Annotated in this window: 24 protein-coding genes and 2 pseudogenes; 18 read left to right on the plus strand and 8 right to left on the minus strand. The window is 58.6% G+C overall.

Annotation, left to right across the window (positions count from 1 at the left end; translation table 11 throughout):
• Positions 1–58: 58 nt before the first annotated feature.
• From metG to AB4O40_RS11915, 8 genes and pseudogenes are all read left to right on the plus strand, one after another.
• A complete protein-coding gene (gene metG, locus AB4O40_RS11880) occupies positions 59–2,110 on the plus strand; it encodes a methionine--tRNA ligase (protein WP_409078393.1) in 2,052 nt (683 codons plus the stop codon).
• A 200-nt stretch (positions 2,111–2,310) separates the two neighbouring features.
• Positions 2,311–2,880 (plus strand): electron transport complex protein RnfA, encoded by a 570-nt coding sequence (locus tag AB4O40_RS11885; RefSeq protein WP_056726134.1) that lies wholly within the window; start codon positions 2,311–2,313, stop codon positions 2,878–2,880.
• A gap of 17 nt (positions 2,881–2,897) precedes the next feature.
• Positions 2,898–3,269: pseudogene (gene rsxB, locus AB4O40_RS11890) on the plus strand (electron transport complex subunit RsxB); the annotation flags it as partial.
• Positions 3,270–3,876: 607 nt separating this feature from the next.
• Positions 3,877–4,863, plus strand: coding sequence for an RnfABCDGE type electron transport complex subunit D (locus AB4O40_RS11895; protein ID WP_056726136.1), 987 nt, complete (start codon positions 3,877–3,879; stop codon positions 4,861–4,863).
• A complete protein-coding gene (locus AB4O40_RS11900; protein WP_056726137.1) occupies positions 4,860–5,471 on the plus strand; it encodes an RnfABCDGE type electron transport complex subunit G in 612 nt (203 codons plus the stop codon). The genes AB4O40_RS11895 and AB4O40_RS11900 overlap by 4 nt, the downstream gene beginning before the upstream one ends.
• On the plus strand, positions 5,464–6,048 hold the full coding sequence (locus AB4O40_RS11905) for an Rnf-Nqr domain containing protein (RefSeq protein ID WP_056726138.1): 585 nt from the start codon (positions 5,464–5,466) through the stop codon (positions 6,046–6,048). Before AB4O40_RS11900 ends, AB4O40_RS11905 begins: the two co-directional genes overlap by 8 nt.
• Positions 6,049–6,073: 25 nt before the next feature.
• Positions 6,074–6,712 (plus strand): endonuclease III, encoded by a 639-nt coding sequence (gene nth, locus AB4O40_RS11910; RefSeq protein WP_008053529.1) that lies wholly within the window; start codon positions 6,074–6,076, stop codon positions 6,710–6,712.
• A 106-nt stretch (positions 6,713–6,818) separates the two neighbouring features.
• On the plus strand, positions 6,819–6,998 hold the full coding sequence (locus tag AB4O40_RS11915) for a PA3496 family putative envelope integrity protein (RefSeq protein ID WP_007972325.1): 180 nt from the start codon (positions 6,819–6,821) through the stop codon (positions 6,996–6,998).
• Between the two features lie 81 nt (positions 6,999–7,079).
• On the opposite strand, the gene AB4O40_RS11920 is transcribed toward AB4O40_RS11915, so the two are convergent.
• Positions 7,080–7,706 (minus strand): response regulator transcription factor, encoded by a 627-nt coding sequence (locus tag AB4O40_RS11920; protein WP_056726139.1) that lies wholly within the window; start codon positions 7,704–7,706, stop codon positions 7,080–7,082.
• A 545-nt stretch (positions 7,707–8,251) separates the two neighbouring features.
• Between AB4O40_RS11920 and AB4O40_RS11925 the strand changes: the two genes are divergently transcribed.
• Complete coding sequence (locus AB4O40_RS11925; RefSeq protein ID WP_056726140.1) at positions 8,252–8,950, plus strand: hypothetical protein; 699 nt, start codon at positions 8,252–8,254, stop codon at positions 8,948–8,950.
• Between the two features lie 150 nt (positions 8,951–9,100).
• Here the strand turns inward: AB4O40_RS11925 and AB4O40_RS11930 are convergent, their stop codons facing one another.
• Positions 9,101–10,318: an argininosuccinate synthase gene (locus AB4O40_RS11930; protein ID WP_007985864.1), complete on the minus strand. Its 1,218-nt coding sequence runs from the start codon at positions 10,316–10,318 to the stop codon at positions 9,101–9,103.
• Positions 10,319–10,447: 129 nt separating this feature from the next.
• A complete protein-coding gene (locus AB4O40_RS11935) occupies positions 10,448–11,353 on the minus strand; it encodes a flagellar protein MotY (protein ID WP_056726141.1) in 906 nt (301 codons plus the stop codon).
• A 159-nt stretch (positions 11,354–11,512) separates the two neighbouring features.
• On the opposite strand from AB4O40_RS11935, the gene pyrC reads away from it, so the two are divergent.
• Together pyrC and rnt are read left to right on the plus strand one after the other, a co-directional pair.
• On the plus strand, positions 11,513–12,559 hold the full coding sequence (pyrC, locus tag AB4O40_RS11940) for a dihydroorotase (protein ID WP_056726142.1): 1,047 nt from the start codon (positions 11,513–11,515) through the stop codon (positions 12,557–12,559).
• A complete protein-coding gene (gene rnt, locus AB4O40_RS11945; protein ID WP_046043606.1) occupies positions 12,556–13,233 on the plus strand; it encodes a ribonuclease T in 678 nt (225 codons plus the stop codon). Before pyrC ends, rnt begins: the two co-directional genes overlap by 4 nt.
• Before the next feature lie 120 nt (positions 13,234–13,353).
• On the opposite strand, the gene AB4O40_RS11950 is transcribed toward rnt, so the two are convergent.
• Positions 13,354–13,956, minus strand: a complete 603-nt coding sequence (locus AB4O40_RS11950; RefSeq protein ID WP_414918972.1) for a peroxiredoxin — start codon at positions 13,954–13,956, stop codon at positions 13,354–13,356.
• 310 nt (positions 13,957–14,266) lie between these two features.
• Here AB4O40_RS11950 and AB4O40_RS11955 point away from each other — a divergent pair, with 310 nt between their 5' ends.
• Together AB4O40_RS11955 and bfr are read left to right on the plus strand one after the other, a co-directional pair.
• Positions 14,267–14,485: a bacterioferritin-associated ferredoxin gene (locus AB4O40_RS11955; RefSeq protein ID WP_008053520.1), complete on the plus strand. Its 219-nt coding sequence runs from the start codon at positions 14,267–14,269 to the stop codon at positions 14,483–14,485.
• Positions 14,486–14,683: 198 nt separating this feature from the next.
• A complete protein-coding gene (gene bfr / locus AB4O40_RS11960) occupies positions 14,684–15,157 on the plus strand; it encodes a bacterioferritin (protein ID WP_056726144.1) in 474 nt (157 codons plus the stop codon).
• 161 nt (positions 15,158–15,318) lie between these two features.
• Here bfr and grxD read toward each other — a convergent pair whose 3' ends face one another.
• Together grxD and AB4O40_RS11970 are read right to left on the minus strand one after the other, a co-directional pair.
• Positions 15,319–15,660 (minus strand): Grx4 family monothiol glutaredoxin, encoded by a 342-nt coding sequence (gene grxD / locus AB4O40_RS11965; protein WP_046042012.1) that lies wholly within the window; start codon positions 15,658–15,660, stop codon positions 15,319–15,321.
• A 97-nt stretch (positions 15,661–15,757) separates the two neighbouring features.
• Positions 15,758–17,866, minus strand: a complete 2,109-nt coding sequence (locus AB4O40_RS11970; RefSeq protein WP_460054407.1) for a molybdopterin oxidoreductase family protein — start codon at positions 17,864–17,866, stop codon at positions 15,758–15,760.
• Positions 17,867–18,440: 574 nt separating this feature from the next.
• Here AB4O40_RS11970 and argF point away from each other — a divergent pair.
• Together argF and AB4O40_RS11980 are read left to right on the plus strand one after the other, a co-directional pair.
• A complete protein-coding gene (argF, locus tag AB4O40_RS11975) occupies positions 18,441–19,361 on the plus strand; it encodes an ornithine carbamoyltransferase (protein ID WP_032829900.1) in 921 nt (306 codons plus the stop codon).
• A complete protein-coding gene (locus tag AB4O40_RS11980) occupies positions 19,358–20,467 on the plus strand; it encodes an ABC transporter ATP-binding protein (protein WP_056726146.1) in 1,110 nt (369 codons plus the stop codon). The genes argF and AB4O40_RS11980 overlap by 4 nt, the downstream gene beginning before the upstream one ends.
• A 116-nt stretch (positions 20,468–20,583) precedes the next feature.
• Here the strand turns inward: AB4O40_RS11980 and AB4O40_RS11985 are convergent, their stop codons facing one another.
• Entirely contained in the window at positions 20,584–21,366 is a 783-nt protein-coding gene (locus tag AB4O40_RS11985) for a PhzF family phenazine biosynthesis protein (RefSeq protein ID WP_056726147.1), read from the minus strand.
• A gap of 106 nt (positions 21,367–21,472) precedes the next feature.
• Positions 21,473–21,943, minus strand: coding sequence for a Cys-tRNA(Pro) deacylase (gene ybaK, locus AB4O40_RS11990; RefSeq protein WP_007971306.1), 471 nt, complete (start codon positions 21,941–21,943; stop codon positions 21,473–21,475).
• Positions 21,944–22,289: 346 nt separating this feature from the next.
• Here ybaK and AB4O40_RS11995 point away from each other — a divergent pair.
• The 3 genes and pseudogenes from AB4O40_RS11995 to AB4O40_RS12005 all read left to right on the plus strand — a co-directional run bounded on the left by AB4O40_RS11995 (position 22,290) and on the right by AB4O40_RS12005 (position 25,571).
• Positions 22,290–23,140: pseudogene (locus AB4O40_RS11995) on the plus strand (MIP/aquaporin family protein).
• A gap of 74 nt (positions 23,141–23,214) precedes the next feature.
• A complete protein-coding gene (glpK, locus tag AB4O40_RS12000; protein WP_223541842.1) occupies positions 23,215–24,720 on the plus strand; it encodes a glycerol kinase GlpK in 1,506 nt (501 codons plus the stop codon).
• 95 nt (positions 24,721–24,815) lie between these two features.
• Positions 24,816–25,571 carry a DeoR/GlpR family transcriptional regulator gene (locus tag AB4O40_RS12005; protein ID WP_056726150.1) on the plus strand — a complete coding sequence of 252 codons (756 nt, stop codon included), beginning with the start codon at positions 24,816–24,818 and terminating at the stop codon, positions 25,569–25,571.
• Positions 25,572–25,594 lie beyond the last annotated feature (23 nt).

Consider the following 25,594-nt stretch of genomic DNA (forward strand, 5'->3'; position numbering starts at 1 on the left):
AAATATGCGCCGGCGCTTTATAGTGGCCGACCTCCGTTTCATCAAGTAGCCGAGCCCCATGTCCGAGCCACGCAAGATCCTCGTCACCAGCGCCCTGCCCTATGCCAATGGTTCGATCCACCTTGGCCATATGCTGGAATACATCCAGACCGATATGTGGGTGCGCTTCCAGAAGCACCGCGGCAATCAATGCATTTATGTCTGTGCTGACGACGCCCACGGATCGGCGATCATGCTGCGCGCGGAAAAGGAAGGCATCACCCCGGAACAGCTGATCGCCAACGTCCAGGCTGAACACAGCGCCGACTTTGCCGATTTCCTGGTGGACTTCGACAACTTCCACTCCACTCACGCCGAAGAAAACCGTGAGCTGTCGAGCCAGATCTACCTGAAGCTGCGTGACGCCGGGCATATCGCCACGCGTTCGATCACCCAGTACTTCGACCCGGAAAAGAAAATGTTCCTGGCCGACCGCTTCATCAAGGGCACCTGCCCGAAATGCGGCACCGAAGACCAGTACGGCGACAACTGCGAAAAATGCGGCGCGACCTACGCACCCACCGACCTGAAGGATCCGAAGTCGGCGATCTCCGGCGCCACCCCGGTGCTCAAGGATTCCCAGCACTTCTTCTTCAAGCTGCCAGACTTCCAGCAAATGCTGCAAACCTGGACCCGCAGCGGCACCCTGCAGGATGCCGTGGCCAACAAGATCGCCGAATGGCTGGATGCCGGCCTGCAACAGTGGGACATCTCCCGCGATGCGCCGTACTTCGGTTTTGAAATCCCCGACGAGCCGGGCAAATACTTCTACGTGTGGCTGGATGCGCCGATCGGTTACATGGCCAGCTTCAAGAACCTGTGCAACCGCACGCCGGAGCTGGACTTCGACGCGTTCTGGGGCAAGGACTCCACCGCCGAGCTGTACCACTTCATCGGCAAGGACATCGTCAACTTCCACGCCCTGTTCTGGCCAGCCATGCTCGAAGGCGCGGGCTACCGCAAGCCAACCGGGATCAACGTGCACGGCTACCTGACCGTCAACGGCCAGAAGATGTCCAAGTCCCGCGGCACTTTCATCAAGGCCCGGACCTACCTGGACCACCTGTCGCCGGAATATCTGCGCTATTACTATGCGGCCAAGCTGGGCCGTGGCGTCGACGACCTGGACCTGAACCTCGAAGACTTCGTGCAGAAGGTCAACTCCGACCTCGTGGGCAAGGTTGTCAACATCGCCAGCCGTTGTGCCGGCTTCATCAACAAGGGCAATGCCGGCGTGATGGTCGACACCAACGCCGCGCCCGAGCTGTCCGAAGCCTTCCTGGCCGCCGCGCCAGGCATCGCCGACGCCTATGAAGCCCGCGACTTCGCCCGCGCCATGCGCGAGATCATGGGCCTGGCCGACCGCGCCAACGCCTGGATCGCCGACAAGGCGCCGTGGTCGCTGAACAAACAGGAAGGCAAACAGGATGAAGTCCAGGCCATCTGCGCCACCGGCGTCAACCTGTTCCGTCAACTGGTGATCTTCCTCAAGCCAGTGCTGCCGCTGCTGGCCGCTGATGCCGAGGCGTTCCTCAACGTCGCGCCGCTGACCTGGAACGACCACGCGACCTTGCTCGGCAATCACCAGCTGAACGAGTTCAAGCCGTTGATGACCCGTATCGACCCGGTCAAGGTGCAAGCCATGACCGACGCCTCGAAAGAAGACCTGACTGCCAGCCAGACCGACACCGGCGAAGCCGCGCCTGCCGGCAACGGCGAGTTGGCCAAGGATCCGCTGTCGCCGGAAATCGAATTCGACACCTTTGCCGCCGTCGACCTGCGTGTCGCTCTGATCGTCAAGGCCGAACACGTGGAAGGTGCAGACAAGCTGCTGCGCCTGACCCTGGACATCGGTGACGAGCAACGCAACGTGTTCTCCGGGATCAAGAGTGCTTATCCGGACCCGTCCAAGCTCGATGGTCGACTGACCATGATGATTGCCAACCTCAAGCCACGGAAAATGAAGTTCGGTATCTCCGAAGGCATGGTGATGGCGGCCGGCCCTGGCGGTGAAGAGATCTACCTGCTCAGCCCTGACAGCGGCGCCAAGCCGGGCCAGCGCATCAAGTAAGGTCTGCGGCAAATCGATCCCACAGTCGTGCCTGGCGCGGCTGTGGGATTTTCATGTCTGGCCCATACTGTCTCTCAGGTCTGGCTTCATCTTGTAGGAGCTGCCGCAGGCTGCGATCTTGGCTTCTTTAAGAGCAAAGTCAAAAGATCGCAGCCTGCGGCAGCTCCTACAGAGTTATCCAGCATCGGATATGGACGATCATGACCGAAATCCTGCTTACGCTTATCAGCGCCGCCCTGATCAACAACATCGTGTTGCACTGGCCGTTGGCCGTCGATCCGCTGCTGGCCGGCCAGCGCCGTCAGGTCCATGCCCTGGGCATTGCGACGACCTGCCTGATGCTGGTCGTGGGCATGCTCGGCTATGCGTTCTTTCAATGGCTGCTGGTGCCACTGCAATTGACGTCGCTGCGTCTGTTTGTGTTTCTGCCATTGAGCGTGCTGCTGATCAGCCCGTTGCTGAAGTTGTTGGCCCGGGTGTTTTCGACATTGCCGTTCGAAGGCCTCTGGCCGTTACTGCTGGGCAATGCCGGCGTGCTCGGCGTGGCCTTGCTCAACGCTCAGCAAGACAAGGGTTTCTTTCACGCCACAGCCTTGAGCCTCGGTGCAGGGCTGGGCTTCTGGCTGGTGTTGAGCCTGTTCACTGATTTGCGTGAACGCACGGCCGACAACGATGTTCCCCTGCCCTTTCGCGGCTTGCCGATCGACCTGATCGGTGCCGGCCTGATCGCAGTGGCTTTTCTCGGATTCAGTGGACTGATCAAAACATGAGTCTGATTCAAATCATCGACGCTCTCTTGCCGCAAACCCAGTGCGGCAAGTGCGGCCACCCCGGGTGCAAACCGTACGCCGAAGGCATCGCCAATGGCGAGCCGATCAACAAGTGTCCGCCAGGCGGCAACGAAACCATCGCGGCCCTGGCCGATTTGCTGAAGGTGCCGGTGCTGGAGCTGGATGTCAGCCGTGGCTCGGCCCCGGCGCAGATCGCCTATATCCGCGAGGCCGAGTGCATTGGTTGCACCAAGTGCATCCAGGCCTGCCCGGTCGATGCCATCGTCGGCGCGGCCAAACTGATGCACACGGTGATCATCGATGAGTGCACCGGTTGTGACCTCTGCGTGGCACCGTGCCCGGTGGACTGCATCGAAATGCGCCCGTTGCTGCCGAACACGGTACTGCCCGTTGTCGGGGGCCTGGCCCTCACACCGCAGGCGCGGCAGGCCCGCACTATCAAGCGCGACCACGCACGGCGCCGCTTCGAACAACGCAATGCTCGCCTGCTGCGTGAGGAACAACAGAAAGTCGCCGAGCGCCAGGCAAGGCAGCGAGCCGCGCAACCTGCCGAGACGACAGCCGACCCGGTGCAGGCGGCCCTCGAACGCGTCCGCGCACAGAAAACCGCCAATGCCGATGGCGAACTGAAAAAGGCCAGGATCGATGTTGCGATGAGTCGGGCGCAGTTGCACAAATCGCTGAAGGCCTTTGGGCACCCGCCAACCTTCGAACAGCAATCGCAGTTGATTGCCCTGCAACAGCAGTTCGAAGCCGCCGAGAAAAACCTCGCGCACCTGGAAAGTGTCGCCCCATCGGCCCCTGCACCGACGGTCGCAGCTGTGTCGTCAAATGATGCCGATCTGAAACGGGCCAAGATCCAGTTGGCCATGCGCCGCGCCGAACTCAAGAAGGCTCAGGCCAACGAGGCACCGGCGGAGCAAATCGAAGCCCTGGAGCGCGCACTCGGTGAAGCCGAACGCCTGGTAGACGCCCATGCCAGCCCTTGACGTGGTGGATGATCGCCTGCAACAGGCGATGAAACTGGTGCTGTTGGCCACGCTGCCGGGAATGCTGGCGGCGTTCTGGCTGTATGGCTGGGGCATGTTGATCAATCTGGTTCTGGCGGCCACTGCCGCGTTGGCCGTCGAGGCCGCTGTCATGCATTTGCGCCAGCGACCGCCGGGGCCAACCTTGAGTGACGGTAGCGCGCTGGTCAGTGCCGCACTGCTGGCTCTGGCGCTGCCACCTTACTGCCCATGGTGGCTGACCCTCAGTGCAGCCGCTTTTGCGATGGTATTCGGCAAGCACTTGTATGGCGGCGTCGGCTTGAATCCCTTCAACCCGGCGATGCTCGGTTTGGCGCTGGTTCTGGTGACCTTTCCCTACCCAATGACCCTTTGGCCATCGCCCCATGGCATGGATCTACCGAGCGGCTTGCAGCACGTGTTCGGCATCGGCCAAATGCCGGATGCGTGGGTGCAGGCCACCGCACTGGACAGTCTGCGGATCAACAAAAGCCTGACCATTGATGAACTGTTTGCCGGCAACCCGGCATTCGGCCACTTTGGCGGCCGGGGGGTGGAATGGGTGAACCTGGCCTTTGTGGCGGGTGGAATGTTTCTCCTGCAACGAAAGGTGATCAGTTGGCATGCACCGGTTGGCATGCTGGCCAGCCTGTTCATCATCAGCCTGCTGTGCTGGAACGGTTCGGGCTCCGACTCCCATGGCTCGCCATTGTTTCACCTGCTGAGTGGCGCGACCATGCTGGGGGCGTTCTTTATCATCACCGAACCGGTGTCCGGCCCCAGAAGCCCTGGCGCGAAATTGCTGTTCGGCGTCGGCGTCGGGCTCCTGACTTATCTGATTCGTACCTGGGGTGGTTATCCGGACGGCATCGCCTTCGCGGTGCTGTTGATGAACCTGTGCGTGCCGGCGCTGGAGCGGTTCGTAGCAGCCAGGCAACAGCCGGAGGCGCCATGAACCGGACATCAAGCATCGCACTTGTGGTGCTTTTGGCCGCATTGGGCCTCGGCATGACCTACTTCGTGCAACTCGGCAGCGCGCCGCGCATTGCAGCCGAACAGCGCCTGATCGACAGCGGTCATCTGCTGGACCTGATCGCGCCGGACAGCTACGACAATCAACCACTCGAACACCCCATAACGATTGAAGCAACCCCACTGACCAACAGCACCTTGCTCGGTGGTTATCTGGCGACCCGGGGCGATCAACCCGTCGCGGTGTTGCTGCGCAGTCAAACCCTTGGCTACGCCGGTGCCATCGACCTGTTGATCGCTGTCGACGCCAACGGCAGGTTGCTGGGCGTCAAAACCCTCAAACAGTTGGAAACACCAGGGCTGGGGGCAAAGATCGCCGACTGGCCCAATGCCTGGCTCCGGGTTTTTTCCGGCAAGTCTCGAACAGAACCCGGTGACAGCGGCTGGGCGCTGAAAAAGGATCAAGGGCAGTTCGATCAGATCGCAGGCGCGACCATCACCTCAAGAGCGGTGATCAATGCCATCCACGATGCCTTGCGCTACTTCGATGAACACCGGCAACAACTGCTCGGAATCCCTGCCCATGGATAGCTCCTCGACTCTGCGTAACGCCTTGATGCTGACACCGCTGATCGGCGCCACCCACTCGCTGATGGCCGCACTTGGCCTATGCCTGATGTTCATGGTGGTGACCGAGTTGTTCAGCCTGGCCATGGGCGTCCTGCGATCCCGACTGGTCCCGGCGACCTGCTTGCTGGCCAGCATCCTGTTGGCGGCCACGCTCACCAGTTGCGCGGAACTCATGGCACAAGTCTGGTCGCTGCAATGGCAGCAGCATCTGGGGTTTTACGGCGCCCTGATCGCCTTGCAATGCGTCGTACTGGAACACACCGGGTTCTTTCAGAACGGTTGGCGCCAACGCCGGCGACTCAATGCCCTGTTTGCCACGTTGATGATCGCGTTGGGCCTGCTGCGCGAACTCATCGGCAACGGAGCACTTGGAAACCCTCTATCGTGGCTGTCCGGCGCAACACAAACTGACTGGCAAGGCTGGGTACTGATGGCTGACGATGGCCTGCGCCTGGCCACCCTGGTCCCTGGCGGGTTCATCCTGCTCGGGCTGCTGATCGCCGCCTGGCAGGCCTGGCGCCCCACGCCCACACACTGATTGCCTTCGAGGAAACGTACTACCCATGAATGCCGCAAAACGTCTGGAAATCTTCCGCAGACTGCACGAGGACAACCCGGAACCAAAGACCGAGCTGGCCTATTCCTCACCCTTCGAATTGCTGATCGCCGTGATTCTCTCGGCGCAGTCGACCGATGTGGGCGTCAACAAGGCCACGGCCAGGCTGTTCCCGGTCGCCAATACCCCGGCAGCGATCCATGCCCTGGGTGTCGAAGGGCTCTCGGAGTACATCAAGACCATCGGGCTGTACAACAGCAAAGCGAAAAACGTGATCGAAACCTGCCGCTTGCTGGTCGAGCGTCACGCCGGTGAAGTGCCACAAACCCGCGAAGAGCTGGAGGCACTGCCCGGCGTCGGCCGCAAGACCGCCAATGTGGTACTCAATACGGCATTCCGTCAGCTGACCATGGCCGTCGACACGCATATTTTCAGGGTCAGCAACCGGACGGGTATTGCTCCCGGCAAGAATGTGGTGGAAGTCGAGAAAAAACTGATGAAATTCGTGCCCAGGGAGTACCTGCTCGACTCCCATCACTGGCTGATTCTTCACGGCCGCTATGTCTGCCTGGCCCGCAAGCCCCGATGCGGAAGCTGCCGGATCGAGGACTTGTGCGAATACAAGCACAAAACCTCCGACGATTGAGGCGCTATTAGGTTTATTGAATTGTCGATTGAAAAAATCTTTTTTACCCGCCGGGAGATTGTCGATATAAGGAGCGCCAAAGGCCTTCTTAGCCTGGAGCAACTAAATGAGTACTGGCAAAGAGCAATTGGACGTAGAAGACGATTTCACCACCGCCGAAACCGATGACGCCGAGCCGGTGGTTGAAGTGGCGAAAACTAATCTGAGCAAACGCCGCACCATCGACAACCTGCTGGAGGAGCGCCGACTGCAAAAGCAATTGGCCGATTACGATTTTGATTTATGACACCTGAAAGCCTCCCGAAACGGAGGCTTTTTTTCTAAGTGCCATACCCCGGTAGGCGCCCCTTGTCGCGCAATTATGTCATCACACCAGACCATTGCGTTGTGCCAGTTCGATCAGATCGACCAGAGACCGCGCATTGAGCTTGAGCAACAGGCGGGTCTTGTAAGTACTGACTGTTTTATTGCTGAGAAACATTCCATCGGCAATCTCTTTATTGGTCTTTCCTCGGGCCAACTGTTGCAGGACCATCATTTCCCGCCCCGACAACCGATCAACCATATCGGCCTCACTGGCATTCCCCAAACTGCAACGCACGGTATGCAAGGCTTGATTAGGAAAGTAACTGTAACCTGACAACACGGCCTTTATTGCACTGAGCAACTCCGTGAGGTCTTGTTGCTTGCAGACGTAACCGGCTGCACCGGACTGCATGCAACGCATCGAAAAATGTCCCGGTGCCTGGGAAGTCAAGATCAGCACTTTCATCGGCATTGAGGCCGAAGACAAACGCGCGATGACTTCCAATCCGTCCAGCTTCGGAATCCCGATATCCAGAATGACAATGTCCGGCATAAGTTCACGGGCTAGTTGCAGTGCGTCCACACCATTATCGGTTTCTGCAATAACTTCGTAGCCATGACGCTCCATTAGCATACGTACCGCAAGACGAATGACGGGGTGATCATCCACGATCAGCACTTTATTCATGGGCAAGTCCAATTTTCGCTGTTCGAATTTTTAGAGCCCGCACAATAGCCTAGTCGTTTCACCCATGGCATGTCGCCCCTCCCGGCCACCCACACCAAGAGACATACCCTACAAACAACACGGATTTCTCCTACAAAAATCCCTCGAACGGAATGAATTGAAAACTGTATCAGCGTCAGTGTGTCGCACTTTCCAGCAGCCACCCCTGTCGATTTACGACCAAAATTTTCCGAGTACCAGCTTGATCGGCCGCGCCCTGAAAAACACTAGCCTCTACCTCTCCGTCAAAACGTAACTGATATTTACGTATTCAACACTCACACCGGAAATATCACACACCCAGCATCCATTTACTCTTACAGCAAATAATATTTTTTGAGCAATCATTAAAACATGCCAAAAATTCAAGAACCCTAAGAGCAATACAACAAACAAATAATAACCCGCCAAAAACCAGCAGACACTAAAAAACATTACAATAACCACCACATCAAACCAACCTCATAAACCACTCGAGAACAGACAATCCGACATGAGTACAAAACATGATAAACAAACGAGTCACCAACCCAATGACAATTATCGCGATATTCGCAGCGCTATCTGAAACTTCGGCAGCCGTCTCTCTACCCTTCCTTGATCAGGAGGAAAGAGAACTCTACGTCTGGTTCCTGATCAGCTTTCCGTTCTATTTAATTTTACTTTTTTTCGCGACACTCAACTTCAACTATAAATCACTTTATGCGCCTTCCGATTTTGAAAAGGGCAAGCACTTCATGAAGGTCATGGATGATGTTGGGCGTTCGGAAAAGAAAGCCTCCGCAAAGCCATCTGAAAACCCCGCACTGGAGACGTCAACGAATGACTGCCAGTCAACCCGAACGCCCTGTGGCGCACAGGACCCGCCAACCGGGATCGGTCTGCAAACCACCGTATCCGTCCAGCATCACCTTCAGCTGCCGGAACAGGTAAAAGACCTCTACATCGTCGATGTACGCTGGATGAACAGAGAGGTCGAGTTTGGAGCGCTGCTGGAAAAAATCCAGAGGCCACGGGAAAAGGCGGCGTATGTGATTGTGTTTGTCACTTGTGCCGTTTCGGAGAAATTACTGAAAGCCGGTGCGCATGAACATTCAAGGCAGGCCAGCAAGCGCAGTGACGCCTTTTATGTGACCTACAATCCAGACTCGCACAGGCTGTCGGTCATTGATCAGGCCGAGCAACCGGCGAACAACAACGTTTAGTACAGGTCAGGCCATTGAGCAGGAGAAAAACAGGAAATCATCATCGGATACGAAAACACCCGACAACGCAGTAACTGGCGTCACACCCCGTTTTCAGGTACCTGACCTCGTCGAGGACGAGGCCAGGTAACCATCACGATTTCAAAGGTCTCAGAACAGCTTCCGGCCTTTGTTCGCCGCAATGCGCATGCGCAGGGCGTTGAGCTTGATGAAGCCCGCTGCATCCGCCTGGTTGTACGCGCCGCCATCTTCTTCGAAGGTCGCGATATTGGCGTCGAACAGCGAGTCGTCGGACTTGCGGCCAGTGACGATCACATTACCCTTGTACAGCTTCAGGCGCACAACGCCGTTCACGTTGACCTGGGACGCATCGATCATCTGTTGCAGCATCAGACGCTCAGGGCTCCACCAGTAGCCGGTGTAGATCAGGCTGGCGTACTTGGGCATCAGCTCGTCTTTGAGGTGAGCCACTTCGCGGTCCAGGGTGATCGATTCGATCGCACGGTGGGCACGCAGCATGATGGTACCGCCAGGGGTTTCGTAGCAGCCACGGGACTTCATGCCCACGTAGCGGTTCTCGACGATGTCGAGACGGCCGATACCGTGCTCACCACCGATACGGTTCAGGGTCGCCAGCACGGTGGCCGGAGTCATTTCGACGCCGTCCAGCGCGACGATGTCGCCGTTGCGGTAGGTCAGTTCCAGGTACTGCGGCTTGTCTGGAGCGTTTTCCGGAGAAACGGTCCAACGCCACATGTCTTCTTCGTGCTCGGTCCAGGTGTCTTCCAGCACGCCGCCCTCATAGGAGATGTGCAGCAGGTTGGCATCCATGGAGTAAGGGGACTTCTTCTTGCCGTGGCGCTCGATCGGGATCGCGTGCTTATCGGCATAGTCCATCAGCTTTTCACGGGACAGCAGGTCCCATTCGCGCCACGGAGCGATCACTTTCACACCTGGCTTCAAGGCGTACGCACCGAGTTCGAAACGAACCTGGTCGTTACCCTTGCCGGTGGCGCCATGGGAAATGGCGTCTGCACCGGTTTCGTTGGCGATTTCGATCAGGCGCTTGGCGATCAGCGGACGAGCGATGGAAGTACCCAGCAGGTACTCGCCTTCGTAAACGGTGTTGGCGCGGAACATCGGGAAAACGAAATCGCGCACGAACTCTTCGCGCAAGTCGTCGATGTAGATCTCTTTGACGCCCATGGCCTGAGCCTTGGCGCGTGCAGGTTCGACCTCTTCGCCCTGCCCCAGGTCAGCGGTGAAGGTCACCACTTCACAGTTATAAGTATCCTGCAGCCACTTGAGGATCACCGAAGTGTCCAGGCCGCCGGAATACGCCAGAACGACCTTGTTTACGTCCGCCATGCCATCACTCCACGGGGTTCTACGGAAAGCCGGGAAGTCTACCGCTCATGCAGAATAATTTACAGTGGCGCGACAGCTTATGACGACGAAGCGACAGATTATGTCGAGAGGGCGACGATGACCAAAGAGTCAGGAAGTTGCCGATGTGGCCGCTTTCGTCGCTTGCGGGGCGACTTGTTCCACGGGTGCTCCGCGCTCCAGGCGTACCGCTACTCGACGGTTCTTCGCACGGTTGATGTTGTTGGTGTTAGGCGCCACCGGATAACGCTCGCCATGGAAACGCAGGGTGATTTGCGACTCCTGGATGCCGTTGGCCTTGAAGAACTCCATCACTGCCAGGGCTCGGCGCCGCGACAGGTCGCGATTGGTCAGGCGGTTGCCGCTGTTGTCGGAGTGCCCGTCGAGTTCAATATGATAGACCGTCGGATCGGCCTTCATGTACTCCAGCATCACCTGCAGTTTGGCTTTTGCGGCGCTGTCGAGTTCGATTCCGCCGCCGGGGAAGCCGATTTCGGATTGCTTCACCTGTTCGAAATTCTGTGGCAACAGTTTCGCCACACAACCCTGGTAGTCGGCAAACGCTTGGGTGAACCTGACCGGTAACAAGCGTACTTCCGACACCCGCCCATCCCCCGAAGAATGTCGAACCACCGGGCTGCGACCGTCCATCAGGCCACTGATCAGACGCCCGGCCTGAACCTGTGAGCTGTTGAACAATATGTTGCCACTGCCGATTCTCACCGTGCCCAGGTTGATATCGTCACGGCCCGGCTGCCACGGCGCGGCAGCGGCCAGCAAGGTCGCCGAACCACCGCCGATCATCGGGTTGTAGGCTTTCAGACGAAACGTCGCCTGCTCGCCGGCACGACGCACGAACTCGCCAGAGCCGAAGTCGGTAACCGGCTGAGTCAGGCGGCATTCGAACTTGTCGCCTTCGACCGTCCACTCAATGTTCTCCAGACGTGTCTGGAAAGTGAGCGCCATCGCCGGAAGGCTGGCAAACACACTGAGCAAGGCTAAATAACGCTGGCGCACGGGAGGCTCCACTGGTTTCTACAACAAAAAGACCGACACACACATGTTTACGGCATACCTGTTGGATATCGGAAGCTTCCTGCAAAACTTGATAGCGAGTGCCTGCAAGAGTCTTTTCCGGTAGCATTCCCTTGAGTTTGACCCGCCTGGAATCCCCTCATGTCCGACCGCCTGACCCTGCTGCGTCCCGACGACTGGCATATTCATCTTCGCGATGGTGCCGTGTTGACCAATACCGTCGCGGATGTCGCGCGCACCTTTGGCCGCGCCATCATCATGCCCAACCTGGTTCCACCGGTGCGCAATGCGGCCGAAGCCGACGGCTATCGCCAGCGGATTCTCGCTGCCCGCCCGGCCGGCAGCCTGTTCGAGCCACTGATGGTCCTGTACCTGACCGACCGCACCCAGCCCGAAGAAATTCGCGAGGCCAAGGCCAGCGGATTCATTCACGCCGCCAAGTTGTACCCGGCCGGCGCGACCACCAACTCGGATTCTGGCGTCACCAGCATCGACAAGATCTTCCCTGCACTTGAGGCCATGGCCGAAGTCGGGATGCCGCTGTTGATCCACGGTGAGGTCACCCGGGGCGATGTCGACGTGTTCGACCGCGAAAAAATCTTCATCGACGAGCACATGCGTCGCGTGGTCGAGCGTTTCCCGGCCCTCAAAGTGGTCTTCGAACACATCACCACCGCCGATGCCGTGCAGTTCGTCAACTCGGCTTCGGCCAACGTGGGCGCGACCATTACCGCGCATCACCTGTTGTACAACCGCAACCACATGCTAGTGGGCGGGATCCGGCCGCACTTCTATTGCCTGCCGATCCTCAAGCGCAATACCCACCAGGAAGCCCTGCTCGACGCGGCCACCAGCGGCAGCGAGAAGTTCTTCCTCGGCACCGACTCGGCCCCCCACGCCCAGCACGCCAAGGAAGCGGCCTGCGGTTGCGCCGGTTGCTACACCGCCTATGCGGCCATCGAGATGTATGCCGAAGCCTTCGAACAGCGCAATGCGCTGGACAAGCTCGAGGCCTTTGCCAGCCTCAATGGCCCTCGGTTCTATGGCCTGCCGGCCAACACCGATCGCATCACCCTGGTCCGCGAAGAGTGGACCGCCCCGACCAGCCTGCCATTTGGCGAGCTGACCGTTATCCCGCTGCGCGCCGGTGAAAAACTGCGCTGGCGCCTGCTGGAGGAACACGCGTGAGTGAAGACCATTTCGACGACGAACTGGAAGGCAATGGCGGCGGAGGCGGCCCGCGTCATCCAATGGCGGCCAGGTTCCGTGGTTACCTGCCGGTAGTCGTCGACGTAGAAACCGGTGGCTTCAATTCGGCTACCGACGCCCTGCTGGAGATCGCCGCGACCACCATCGCCATGGATGAAAAGGGTTTTGTTTACCCCGATCACACCTACTTCTTCCGTGTCGAGCCGTTCGAAGGCGCGAACATCGAAGCGGCGGCCCTGGAGTTCACCGGGATCAAGCTCGATCACCCGCTACGCATGGCCGTGAGTGAAGAGTCTGCCCTGAACGATATCTTCCGCGGCGTGCGCAAGGCCCTCAAGGCCAATGGCTGCAAACGGGCGATCCTGGTCGGGCATAACAGCAGCTTCGACCTGGGCTTCCTCAATGCGGCGGTTGCGCGGCTGGACATGAAGCGCAATCCATTCCATCCGTTCTCCAGTTTCGATACCGCAACGCTCGCCGGCCTCGCTTACGGCCAGACCGTGCTGGCCAAGGCTTGCCAGGCAGCAGACATCGACTTCGACGGTCGCGAGGCTCACTCGGCTCGCTATGACACCGAGAAGACGGCAGAGCTGTTCTGCGGCATCGTCAATCGCTGGAAACAGATGGGTGGCTGGGAAGACTTCGACGATTGATGTGTTGCAGGAGCGAGCTTGCTCGCTCCTGCACAGTCCCGGCGTTATCCCGCCCATAAAAAAAACCGGCCTCGATGGCCGGTTTTTTTGTACCTGCTTTTTATAGCTGGAGCGTGCGCCTTACAGAGCGGCAGCGTGCTCGGTCAGGTAAGCGGCAACGCCTTCTGGCGAAGCGTTCATGCCTTTGTCGCCTTTTTTCCAGTTGGCAGGGCAGACTTCGCCGTTCGCTTCGTGGAATTGCAGAGCGTCGACCAGACGGATCAACTCATCCATGTTACGGCCCAGCGGCAAGTCATTGACGATCTGCGAACGGACAACGCCTTTGCCGTCGATCAGGAACGCGCCACGGAAAGCCACGCCGTCGTCGGACTCAACGTCGTAGGCCTTGGCGATTTCGTGCTTCAGATCGGCAGCCATGGTGTAGCGAACTTCGCCGATGCCACCATTGTTGACCGGGGTGTTGCGCCATGCGTTGTGGGTGAAGTGCGAGTCGATCGAAACAGCGATCACTTCAACGTTGCGGGCCTTGAAGTCAGACATGCGGTTGTCCAGAGCGATCAGCTCGGACGGGCAAACGAAGGTGAAGTCCAGTGGGTAGAAGAACACCAGGCCGTATTTGCCTTTGATCGCCGAGGACAGGGTGAAGCTGTCAACGATCTCGCCATTGCCGAGTACGGCCGGTACGGTGAAGTCAGGGGCTTGTTTGCCTACGAGTACGCTCATTGGATATCTCCTGGTGTAATAACGTGAGAAACAGGTTTCGCATCAGCCTGCCACCCTGAGGCGACAGCCCTGTGACACGATCCCCGGTCGCAAAAGACCGGCCATCATACACCGCGTGTTTGAGCTGGCTTAGCTGTTTTTCCCCGTACGATGAAATCGCCGACGGTTTTGTTTCACCGATTTGCCAGGTAGACCGTTCGTCAGCCATACCCTTTTATGACGAAAAGTGCCCTGAAACCACTTTGACAATCATTCTCGTTAACATTAAGATCCATCGCAATTGAGTCACAATCAGCGACGGTCCTTCCCTATGTATGTTTGCCTCTGCACTGGTGTCACCGACGGTCAAATCCGCGATGCGATCTATGAAGGATGCTGCAGCTACAAGGAAGTCCGTGTGGCCACCGGCGTTGCCAGCCAGTGCGGCAAATGTGCCTGCCTCGCCAAGGAAGTGGTCCGCGAGACCCTGACCAAGCTGCAAACGGCCCAGGCTGCGATTCCTTTTCCAGCAGAATTTACAGCAGCTTGAATATCGAATTTCAAAGAACCGGACATATGTCCGGTTTTTTTATGCCTCAAAATCAACTAGTTATGCCCTAGACGCGGAACACAAACATTCTTATTCCGATTAATTTTCATTTAAGTTTCAATAACTTAGGTTTGACACTATTAAATACCCGGCTCAAACTCAGCTCTATTGACAGCTAATACAGGGCAGGACCCCATCATGAAAGGCGACGTTACAGTCATCCAGCATCTCAACAAGATCCTTGCCAATGAGCTGGTCGCGATCAATCAATACTTCCTGCATGCGCGCATGTATGAAGATTGGGGCCTGAACAAGCTCGGCAAGCACGAGTACCACGAATCCATCGACGAGATGAAGCACGCGGACAAGCTGATCAAGCGCATCCTGTTCCTTGAAGGCCTGCCGAACGTCCAGGACCTGGGCAAGCTGCACATCGGCGAGCACACCAAGGAAATGCTGGAGTGCGACCTGCGTATCGAGAAAACCGGCCATGCCGATCTCAAAGCGGCTATCGCTCATTGCGAAAAAGTTGGCGACTTTGGTAGCCGTGAGCTGCTTGAAGATATCCTCGAGTCCGAAGAAGAACATATCGACTGGCTGGAAACCCAATTGGGCCTGATCGATAAAGTGGGTCTTGAGAACTACCTGCAATCGCAGATGGGCGAAGAGTAGGAGCTGCCGCAGGCTGCGATCCTGGCGATTACAGCGGCAACTATGCAGTAACTTTTCGAACTTGATAAAAAGCCCCGCACTCTTTCGAGTAGCGGGGCTTTTTATTGCTGGAGATCAAAAGATCGCAGCCTGCGGCAGCTCCTACGGGGGAGCCAAGGAAATCAGGCTTCGGTCTTTGGAGCAGCAGCCTTGGCGGCGGCGTCCTTGATCAGGCTCTGCAGCGAACCGTCAGCAGCCATTTCAGTCATGATGTCGCTGCCGCCGACCAGCTCACCGCCGACCCACAGTTGCGGGAAGGTTGGCCAGTTGGCGTATTTAGGCAGGTTGGCGCGGATTTCCGGGTTCTGCAGGATGTCCACGTACGCAAACTTTTCGCCACATGCCATCACGGCCTGCGCGGCTTTCGCGGAGAAGCCGCACTGCGGGGCATTCGGCGAGCCTTTCATGTAAAGCAGAATGGTGTTGTTGGCAATCTGCTCTTTAATCGTTTCGATGATATCCATGGAGCACCTCGACTGAACTTTCCGACTCATGGGTCGGCACGGTGGCGCATTGTAACGGAAAGCCGAGCGCCCTGCTCGGTCTCTCCGTCTGACTGATTCAAGCCGCCGCCACGGTCACCGGCACACCATTGAGTGCAGCATTTCCCGACAACTCGTCAAGCTGGCAGTCGTCGGTCAGATCGTTGGCGCTCGATCCCGGCTGGCTGCTGGCAATCGTCATTTGCACGCCCGGCCGCGCGTGTCCCCAGCCGTGAGGCAGGCTGACCACACCTTTCATCATTTCCAGACTGCCAAGCACTTCGACTTCGATCACGCCCACCCGCGAGCTGACCCGAACACGCTGTCCGTCGCTGAGCCCGCGACTGGCCAGGTCGTCCGGATGCATCAGCAACTGGTGACGTGGCTTGCCTTTCACCAACCGATGATAGTTATGCATCCATGAGTTGTTGCTGCGTACATGCCGGCGGCCAATCATCAACAACTCGTCGGCAGCCGGCGCCTGTAAGGCCGCGAAGCGCGCAAGGTCAGCGAGAATCGCGGCCGGTGCGGCCTGGATGCGTTGATTGGCAGTCTTCAGGCGGGGCGTCAGGTTAGGCTTGAGCGCGCCCAGATCGACGCCATGGGGATGATCGAACAAGGTCGCCAGCGATAGCTTGTGCTCTGAGTTGTCACCGTACATTCCCATGCGCAGGCCACGATCGATCATTTGCGCCGGGGCAATGGTGGGCTTCAATTCTTTGCCGGTCCTGGCGGCAAATGCCTTGGCCAGGCCGACGAAAATCTCCCAGTCGTGCAAGGCACCTTCGGGCTTGGCGAGGATGGCGCGGTTGAAACGGCTGACGTTGCGCACCGCGAACAGGTTGAACGTGGTGTCGTAATGATCGTTTTCCAGCGCCGATGTGGACGGCAGGATCAGGTCGGCGTAACGCGTGGTTTCATTGATGTACAGGTCGATACTGACCATGAACTCCAGCCCGTCCAGCGCCTGCTCAAGCTTTCGGCCATTGGGTGTGGACAGTACCGGATTGCCTGCCACGGTGATCAACGCGCGGACTTGCCCTTCCCCTTCGGTGAGCATCTCCTCGGCCAACGCCGAGACAGGTAGTTCTCCGGCGTACTCCGGACGCCCGGAGACCCGGCTCTGCCACAGATTGAAATGCCCGCCCGAAGTCGTCGCCACCAGGTCCACTGCTGGCTCCGTACACAGGGCACCACCCACGCGGTCGAGATTGCCGGTGACCAGGTTGATCAACTGCACCACCCAGTGGCACAGCGTACCGAAGGCTTGGGTCGAAACGCCCATGCGGCCATAGCAGACAGCACTGGGCGCCGCGGCAAAGTCCCGCGCCAACTGGCGGATCTGTTCGGCCGGCACGGCGCACAACGGGCTCATGGCCTCGGCGGTGAACGGCGCGACGGCCTCCCGCACGTCCTCAAGGCCGTCCACCGGCAGATGGCTGTCGCGGGTCAGACCTTCAGCGAACAAGGTATTGAGCAGGCCGAACAACAGCGCGGCATCCCCCCCCGGGCGCACGAACAAGTGCTGGTCGGCAATCGCCGCCGTCTCACTACGACGCGGATCGACTACCACCACTTTGCCGCCACGGGCCTGTATCGCCTTCAAGCGCTTTTCCACATCCGGCACGGTCATGATGCTGCCATTCGAAGCCAGCGGGTTGCCGCCCAGTATCAGCATGAAATCGGTGTGATCGATGTCCGGGATCGGCAACAGCAAACCGTGGCCGTACATCAAATGACTGGTCAGGTGATGGGGCAATTGATCGACCGAGGTGGCGGAAAACCGGTTGCGGGTTTTCAGCGGGCCAAGGAAGTAATTGCTGTGGGTCATCAGCCCGTAATTGTGCACGCTCGGGTTGCCCTGATAGACCGCCACGGCATTTTGCCCGTGATGCTCCTGAATGGCGGCGAGACGATCGGCGACCAGATTGAATGCCGCTTCCCACTCGATGGGCTGCCATTCATTACCCACTCGCTGCATCGGTTGACGCAGGCGATCCGGATCGCTCTGTATGTCTTGCAACGCCACGGCCTTGGGGCAGATGTGCCCACGGCTGAACGTATCCTGGGGGTCGCCCTTGATCGAAGTGATCTGGACGTTACCGCCTTCGACCTCGGTGGTTTCGATGGTCAGGCCACAGATGGCTTCGCACAAATGGCAAGCACGGTGATGGAGAGTCTTGGTCATGGCCAGTCTCTGTCTTGTTTTGGGCGGGCAACGTTGGCCGCGGAAACAAAACTATGGCGCCAGAGCCGCCGCCACGCCAGCGACGTTCATCTTGTGAATCGAGGGTTATCAGGCCAGCCGATGGCCGTCCGGGTTCAGTTCGAAGGCAGCCTGGGCGGCGCTTGCAACTGGATTTCCTGAAGGGTTTCAATCGGCCCGTGAGGGCCATGCACTCCGGTCAGCTCGCCGATCAGGCGCCAGTGCTCGTCGAGCCCGGCGCTGATGAATGACAGGTCAGAAACCGACTGTCAGCGCACCATTGCCGCCCAGCCTGATTGCCAAGCCCCGAGGGGCCGGTGTACAAATGAACCGCTGCTATCAGGAAACAGGCTTCAAATGCGCTACCTCGGTAAACCCGTAGCACCTCTGAAACTCCCTAAAAACTGTAGCCCTATTGGTAAGACGCGACATTTAATTATAAGATCGCGCCTCCCCCTATTTCGTCGCCCCGTGCGGCTTACGCCGCAGGTCTCGCCCGTTGTTCCGTTAAACAAGGCTTTGAGCATCTGCGGTTTGTAGCAAAAGGTAGTCAATGATGAGCGCAAGGCACTTTCTCTCCCTGATGGATTGCACGCCCGAAGAGCTGGTCAGCGTGATCCGTCGAGGCGTTGAGCTCAAGGACCTGCGTAACCGCGGCGTACTGTTCGAGCCTCTGAAAAACCGCGTGCTCGGGATGATTTTCGAGAAATCCTCGACCCGCACCCGGATCTCCTTCGAAGCCGGCATGATCCAGCTCGGTGGCCAGGCGATCTTCCTGTCACCCCGTGACACCCAACTGGGCCGTGGCGAGCCGATCGGCGACGCCGCCATTGTCATGTCGAGCATGCTTGATGCGGTGATGATCCGTACGTTTTCCCACAGCACCCTGACCGAATTCGCCGCCAATTCGCGCGTCCCGCTGATCAATGGCCTGTCCGATGACCTGCACCCGTGCCAGTTGCTGGCAGACATGCAGACCTTCCTCGAACACCGCGGCTCCATCCAGGGCAAGACCGTGGCCTGGATCGGCGACGGCAACAACATGTGCAACAGCTATATAGAAGCGGCGATCCAGTTCGACTTCCAGTTGCGCGTTGCCTGTCCGGAAGGCTACGAGCCCAACCCGGTGTTCCTGGCCAAGGCCGGCGATCGGGTCACCATCGTTCGCGATCCGAAGGAAGCCGTGCGTGGTGCGCACCTTGTGAGCACCGACGTCTGGACCTCCATGGGCCAGGAAGAGGAAACCGCCAAGCGCCTGCAACTGTTCGCACCGTATCAGGTCAACCGCGCCCTACTCGATCTGGCCGCTGAGGACGTGCTGTTCATGCACTGCCTGCCGGCGCACCGTGGCGAGGAAATCAGTGTCGACCTGCTCGACGACCCGCGCTCCGTGGCCTGGGATCAAGCCGAAAACCGTCTACATGCGCAAAAGGCCTTGCTCGAATTCCTCGTTCCGCCTTCGTACCATCACGCATGAGCCAGCCATTACTGCTTAACCTGCGCAACCTCGCCTGCGGCTATCAAGACCAGCGCGTGGTGCAGAACCTCAACCTGCACCTGAACGCAGGCGACATCGGTTGCCTGCTGGGCTCTTCTGGCTGCGGCAAGACCACCACCCTGCGGGCGATTGCCGGTTTCGAACCCGTTCACGAAGGCGAAATCCAGCTGGCTGGCGAAACCATCTCCAGCGCCGGTTTCACCCTCGCGCCGGAGAAACGTCGTATCGGCATGGTGTTCCAGGACTACGCGCTGTTTCCGCATTTGAGCGTGGCCGACAACATCGCCTTCGGCATTCGCAAGCATCCGCAAAAGGATCGCGTGACCGAAGAACTGCTGGAACTGGTCAACCTGAAGAACCTCGGCAAGCGTTTCCCCCACGAGCTTTCCGGTGGTCAGCAGCAACGTGTCGCCCTGGCCCGCGCCCTGGCGCCAGAACCGCAACTGCTGCTGCTCGACGAACCGTTCTCCAACCTTGATGGCGAATTGCGCCGCAAGCTCAGCCATGAAGTACGCGACATCCTCAAGGCCCGTGGCACCAGCGCGATTCTGGTGACTCACGACCAGGAAGAAGCCTTCGCGGTCAGCGACCACGTTGGCGTGTTCAAGGAAGGTCGCCTGGAACAGTGGGATACGCCCTACAACCTGTATCACGAACCCCTGACACCCTTTGTCGCGAGTTTCATCGGCCAGGGCTATTTCATTCGCGGTCAGTTGAGCAGCCCCGAGTCGGTGCAAACCGAGCTGGGTGAGTTGCGCGGCAATCGGGCCTACACCTGGCCGGTAGGCGGCGCCGTGGACGTGCTGCTGCGCCCGGACGATATCGTCTATGCGCCGGACAGCGCACTGAAGGCGCGAATTTCCGGCAAGACGTTCCTGGGTGCATCGACCCTGTATCGATTGCAACTGCCGACTGGCGCACAGCTGGAATCGATCTTCCCGAGCCATGTCGATCGTCAGGTTGGAGCGCAAGTGGGTATTCGTGTCGCGGCTGAACACCTGGTGCTGTTCCAGGCTTCCGGCAGCACGGCGGCGCAGATTCCGGTGGCTGAATCCGGTGTCCGCCGCTACAGCACCGCCAACTGATACACACGAAACAATTGTGGGAGCGGGCTTGCTCGCGAAGGCGGTGTGTCAGCCAATGATGATGTTGACTGACAGTCCGCATTCGCGAGCAAGCCCGCTCCCACACTGGATTTGCGTTAACCCAGCATCAGCGTTCCGCTTGCTACGAGTGTCGCATGCCCGCCGATCTTCACCCGATCGCCTTCCAGTTGGCAGAACAACGCCCCACCCCGCGCCGAACGCTGAAAAGCCGTCAGGCTCGATTTACCCAAACGCTTTGACCAGTACGGAATCAGAAGGCAATGGGTCGATCCGGTGACCGGATCTTCGTTGATGCCGATTGCCGGCGCGAAATAACGGGACACGAAATCGTGCTGCTCGCCCCGCGCCGTCACGATGGCGCCCAGCCATGGCAGTTTCGCCAGGGCCACCATGTCCGGCTTGCAGTCGAGCACGGCTTGCTCGGACTCCAGCACCACGAATAGCTCATTCGAAGCCAGTACCTCGAGAGCTTTCACGCCCAGTGCACGCTCGATGTCCGGGATTACGTTCACCGGCGACGCAGTGATCGCCGGGAAATCCAGCCACAGGCGCCCACCTTCACGGGTCACGCTCAACGGGCCGGACTTGCAGGTGAAGTCCAGTCGCTCGACGGGCTCTTTATAGATCTCGAACAGCACATGGGCGCTAGCCAGCGTCGCGTGACCGCACAATGGCACCTCGGTGGTCGGCGTAAACCAACGGATGTGCCAGCCCTGCCCTTCACGCACGACAAACGCCGTCTCGGCGAGGTTGTGCTCAGCGGCAATCTTTTGCATCAGCTCATCGGCGAGCCAGGTATCGAGCCGATAGACCATTGCCGGATTGCCGCTGAATGACTGATTGCTGAACGCGTCGACCTGATGAAACTCAAGCTGCATAACCTTCTCCCTTTGTCAGACCGTCGAGCATGCCGCGCCGGCCCAACTGGCACCAGTGACAGAGCAGGCTGATTTTCACCATACAGAGCTGCACCCGCTTAGAGGCTCACGCACGGCCGATATCGGCAAACTTCGCCTGGGTGTGTTCGGCCAGCACTGCCGGTGCCAGCTCGACTTCCAGCCCACGTCGACCCGCACTGACAAAAATGCTGGCGAAGGGCTGGGCCGAATTATCAATGAAGGTACGCAAACGCTTTTTCTGCCCCAGCGGACTGATCCCGCCCAACAGATATCCAGTGGAGCGCTGCGCCGCTGCAGGGTCGGCCATTTCGACCTTTTTCACGCCCGCGGCGTGGGCCAGTCCTTTCAAGTCCAGGCTGCCGACAACCGGCACCACGGCCACCAGCAACTCGCCCTTTTCACTGGCCGCCAGCAAGGTCTTGAACACCTGAGCCGGATCGAGCCCGAGTTTTTCCGCCGCTTCCAATCCGTAGGAGGCGGCCTTCGGGTCATGTTCGTAACTGTGTACGCGATGTTCGGCCCGAACCTTTTTCAACAAATCCAATGCGGGGGTCATGACAGCTCCAGACTGGGCGACAGTAGAAAAATACTGCGCCCGATTCTAGGACATTGATCATTAAAAGGCTCTACGGCGGCGTATCCATAACGCCATTGCCTGGCCATCCCATTCCTCAACAACCCGTTCATTCATACAGCGAATAGTTTTTTTGTGACCGACGGTTCACTTTCGACCTTTGACAGCAGCGTTTCTTGTCTATATTTTTTCGTTTATGAAACTGTACGAAACGTCCTACCGCTGCACCCAGCAGTAAACCGCGACCAGGATGGGGATCCTGCCTCGGCGAAAAACGCGCTCCGACCATGATGGATAAAAGCGCCAGACAACAAAAAAAGAGGTTTCAATGACAATTGCTTTACAACAACCGTCGCTCTCGAGCCAATGCATGGCCGAGTTCCTGGGTACGGCGCTGCTAATTTTTTTGGTACAGGTTGTGTTGCCGCGCTCAAGGTCGCGGGTGCCAGTTTTGGCTTGTGGGAAATCAGCATTATCTGGGGCGTCGGCGTCAGCATGGCGATCTACCTTACCGCCGGAGTTTCCGGTGCTCATCTGAACCCCGCCGTCAGCATTGCCCTGAGCATTTTCGCGGACTTCGAAAAACGTAAATTGCCTTTCTACATACTTGCCCAGGTGGCGGGCGCCTTCTGTGGAGCGTTGTTGGTCTACACCCTCTACAGCAATCTATTTTTCGAATTCGAACAAACTCACCACATGGTTCGCGGCACTCAAGCCAGCCTTGAATTGGCCTCCGTGTTCTCCACCTTTCCGAATCCTGTGCTGACCACCGCCCAGGCACTTCTGGTCGAGGTGATCATCACGGCCATCCTGATGGGCGTGATCATGTCCCTGACCGATGACAATAATGGCCTGCCCAAAGGCCCGTTGGCACCGCTGCTGATCGGCCTGCTGATTGCGGTGATCGGCAGTTCGATGGGACCGCTGACCGGTTTTGCCATGAACCCTGCGCGGGACTTCGGTCCGAAACTGATGACTTTCTTCGCTGGCTGGGGTGAAATTTCCTTCACCGGCGGACGCGATATCCCGTATTTCCTGATTCCTGTTTTTGCACCGATTGTCGGTGCCTGCCTCGGTGCCGCCGCCTATCGCGGGTTGATTGCCCGCCATCTGCCCAGCGCCGTACCTGCTACAAAGGATGCAACAGCTGCCATTGACGGCAAACCCAGAACTTCTTGATTCCGTTGGCGCGTGCCACTGCCCTTTGATCGCGCGCCAGACCTCACTCCCTTATTTCGTCCAAGGCAATCGACATGACCGACACACAGAATAAGAACTACATCATTGCCCTCGATCAGGGTACGACCAGCTCCCGCGCAATCATTTTCGATCGCGACGCGAACGTGGTCTGCACCGCCCAACGGGAGTTCGCGCAGCATTACCCGCAAGCCGGTTGGGTCGAACACGATCCGATGGAAATCTTCGCCACCCAAAGCGCCGTGATGGTCGAGGCCCTGGCGCAAGCCGGCCTGCACCACGACCAGGTGGCAGCCATCGGCATCACCAACCAGCGCGAAACCACCGTGGTCTGGGACAAGAACACCGGCCGCCCGATCTACAACGCGATCGTCTGGCAGTGCCGCCGCAGCACCGAGATCTGCCAGCAACTCAAGCGCGATGGCCACGAGCAATACATCAGCGATACCACCGGCCTGGTCACCGACCCATATTTCTCCGGTACCAAGCTCAAGTGGATCCTCGACAACGTCGAAGGCAGCCGCGAACGCGCGCGCAACGGTGAGCTGCTATTCGGCACGGTCGACAGCTGGCTGATCTGGAAGTTTACCGGCGGCAAGGTGCATGTCACCGACTACACCAACGCTTCGCGCACCATGCTCTTCAACATCCACACCCTGGAGTGGGACGCGAAGATGCTGGAAGTGCTGGATATTCCGCGCGAAATGCTTCCGGAAGTTAAATCGTCCTCGGAAATTTATGGCCGCACCAAAAGCGGAATCGCCATCGGCGGCATCGCTGGCGACCAGCAAGCCGCCCTGTTCGGCCAGATGTGCGTCGAGCCAGGCCAGGCGAAAAACACCTACGGCACTGGCTGCTTCCTGTTGATGAACACCGGCGACAAAGCGGTGAAATCCCGACACGGCATGCTCACCACCATCGCTTGCGGCCCACGTGGCGAAGTCGCTTACGCGCTCGAAGGCGCAGTGTTCAACGGCGGTTCTACCGTGCAGTGGCTGCGTGACGAACTGAAAATCATCAACGACGCCCACGACACCGAATACTTCGCCAACAAGGTCAAGGACAGCAACGGCGTGTACCTGGTGCCGGCCTTTACCGGTCTTGGCGCTCCCTACTGGGACCCGTACGCCCGTGGAGCACTGTTCGGCCTGACCCGCGGCGTACGCGTGGATCACATCATTCGTGCCGCGCTGGAGTCGATTGCCTACCAGACCCGCGACGTGCTCGACGCCATGCAGCAGGACTCCGGCGAACGCCTCAAGGCCCTGCGCGTGGATGGCGGCGCTGTGGCCAACAACTTCCTCATGCAGTTCCAGGCCGACATCCTCGGCACGCAGGTCGAGCGTCCGCAAATGCGTGAAACCACGGCACTGGGCGCGGCTTACCTGGCAGGCCTGGCCTGTGGCTTCTGGGGTAGCCTGGAAGAGTTGCGCGGCAAGGCCGTGATCGAGCGCAAGTTCGAGCCGACGCTGGATGAAACGGCGAAGGAAAAACTCTACGCAGGATGGAAAAAAGCGGTCAGCCGCACCCGAAATTGGGCGGCTGAAGACGAGGCTGAATAAGCGAACTCCAGTTCCCGTATCTGTATGTAACTGGTAGGGAGGGGATTCCTGCGGCATCATGGGCAAATTTTGCACGGCAGCCCAAAGGACGCCCCATGAATCTGCCTCCCCGTCAGCAGCAAATCCTCGAACTGGTCCGCGAACGCGGCTATGTCAGCATCGAGGAAATGGCCACTCTGTTCGTAGTAACCCCGCAGACCATTCGCCGCGACATCAATCAGCTCGCGGAAGCCAATTTGTTGCGTCGCTACCACGGCGGCGCGGCTTACGACTCCAGCGTTGAAAACACCGCCTACGCCATGCGCGCCGATCAGATGCGCGACGAGAAACAGCGTATCGGCGAAGCCATTGCCACACAGATTCCCGACCATGCCTCGTTGTTCATCAACATCGGCACGACCACCGAGTCCATTGCCCGGGCACTGCTCAACCACAGCCACCTGAAAATCATCACCAACAACCTGCACGTCGCCTCCATGCTCAGTGCCAAGGACGACTTCGACGTACTGCTGACCGGTGGCAATGTACGGCGTGACGGCGGCGTGGTCGGTCAGGCCAGTGTCGACTTCATCAACCAGTTCAAGGTCGACTTCGCCCTGGTCGGCATCAGCGGCATCGATGAAGACGGCAGCCTGCTGGACTTCGACTATCAGGAAGTGCGGGTATCCCAGGCGATCATCGCCAATGCCCGGCAAGTGATCCTCGCGGCCGACTCCAGCAAGTTCGGGCGCAACGCCATGATTCGCTTGGGGCCGATCAGCCTGGTTGATTGCCTGGTCACCGATCAGCAGCCTTCCCCGGCGCTGGCGCAGTTGTTGAACCAGCACAAGGTTCGGCTGGAAGTCGTTTAACCCCTTCCCAGTCTTAAAAGATC

It is taken from the genome of Pseudomonas sp. S2_F07, from assembly GCF_054668325.1.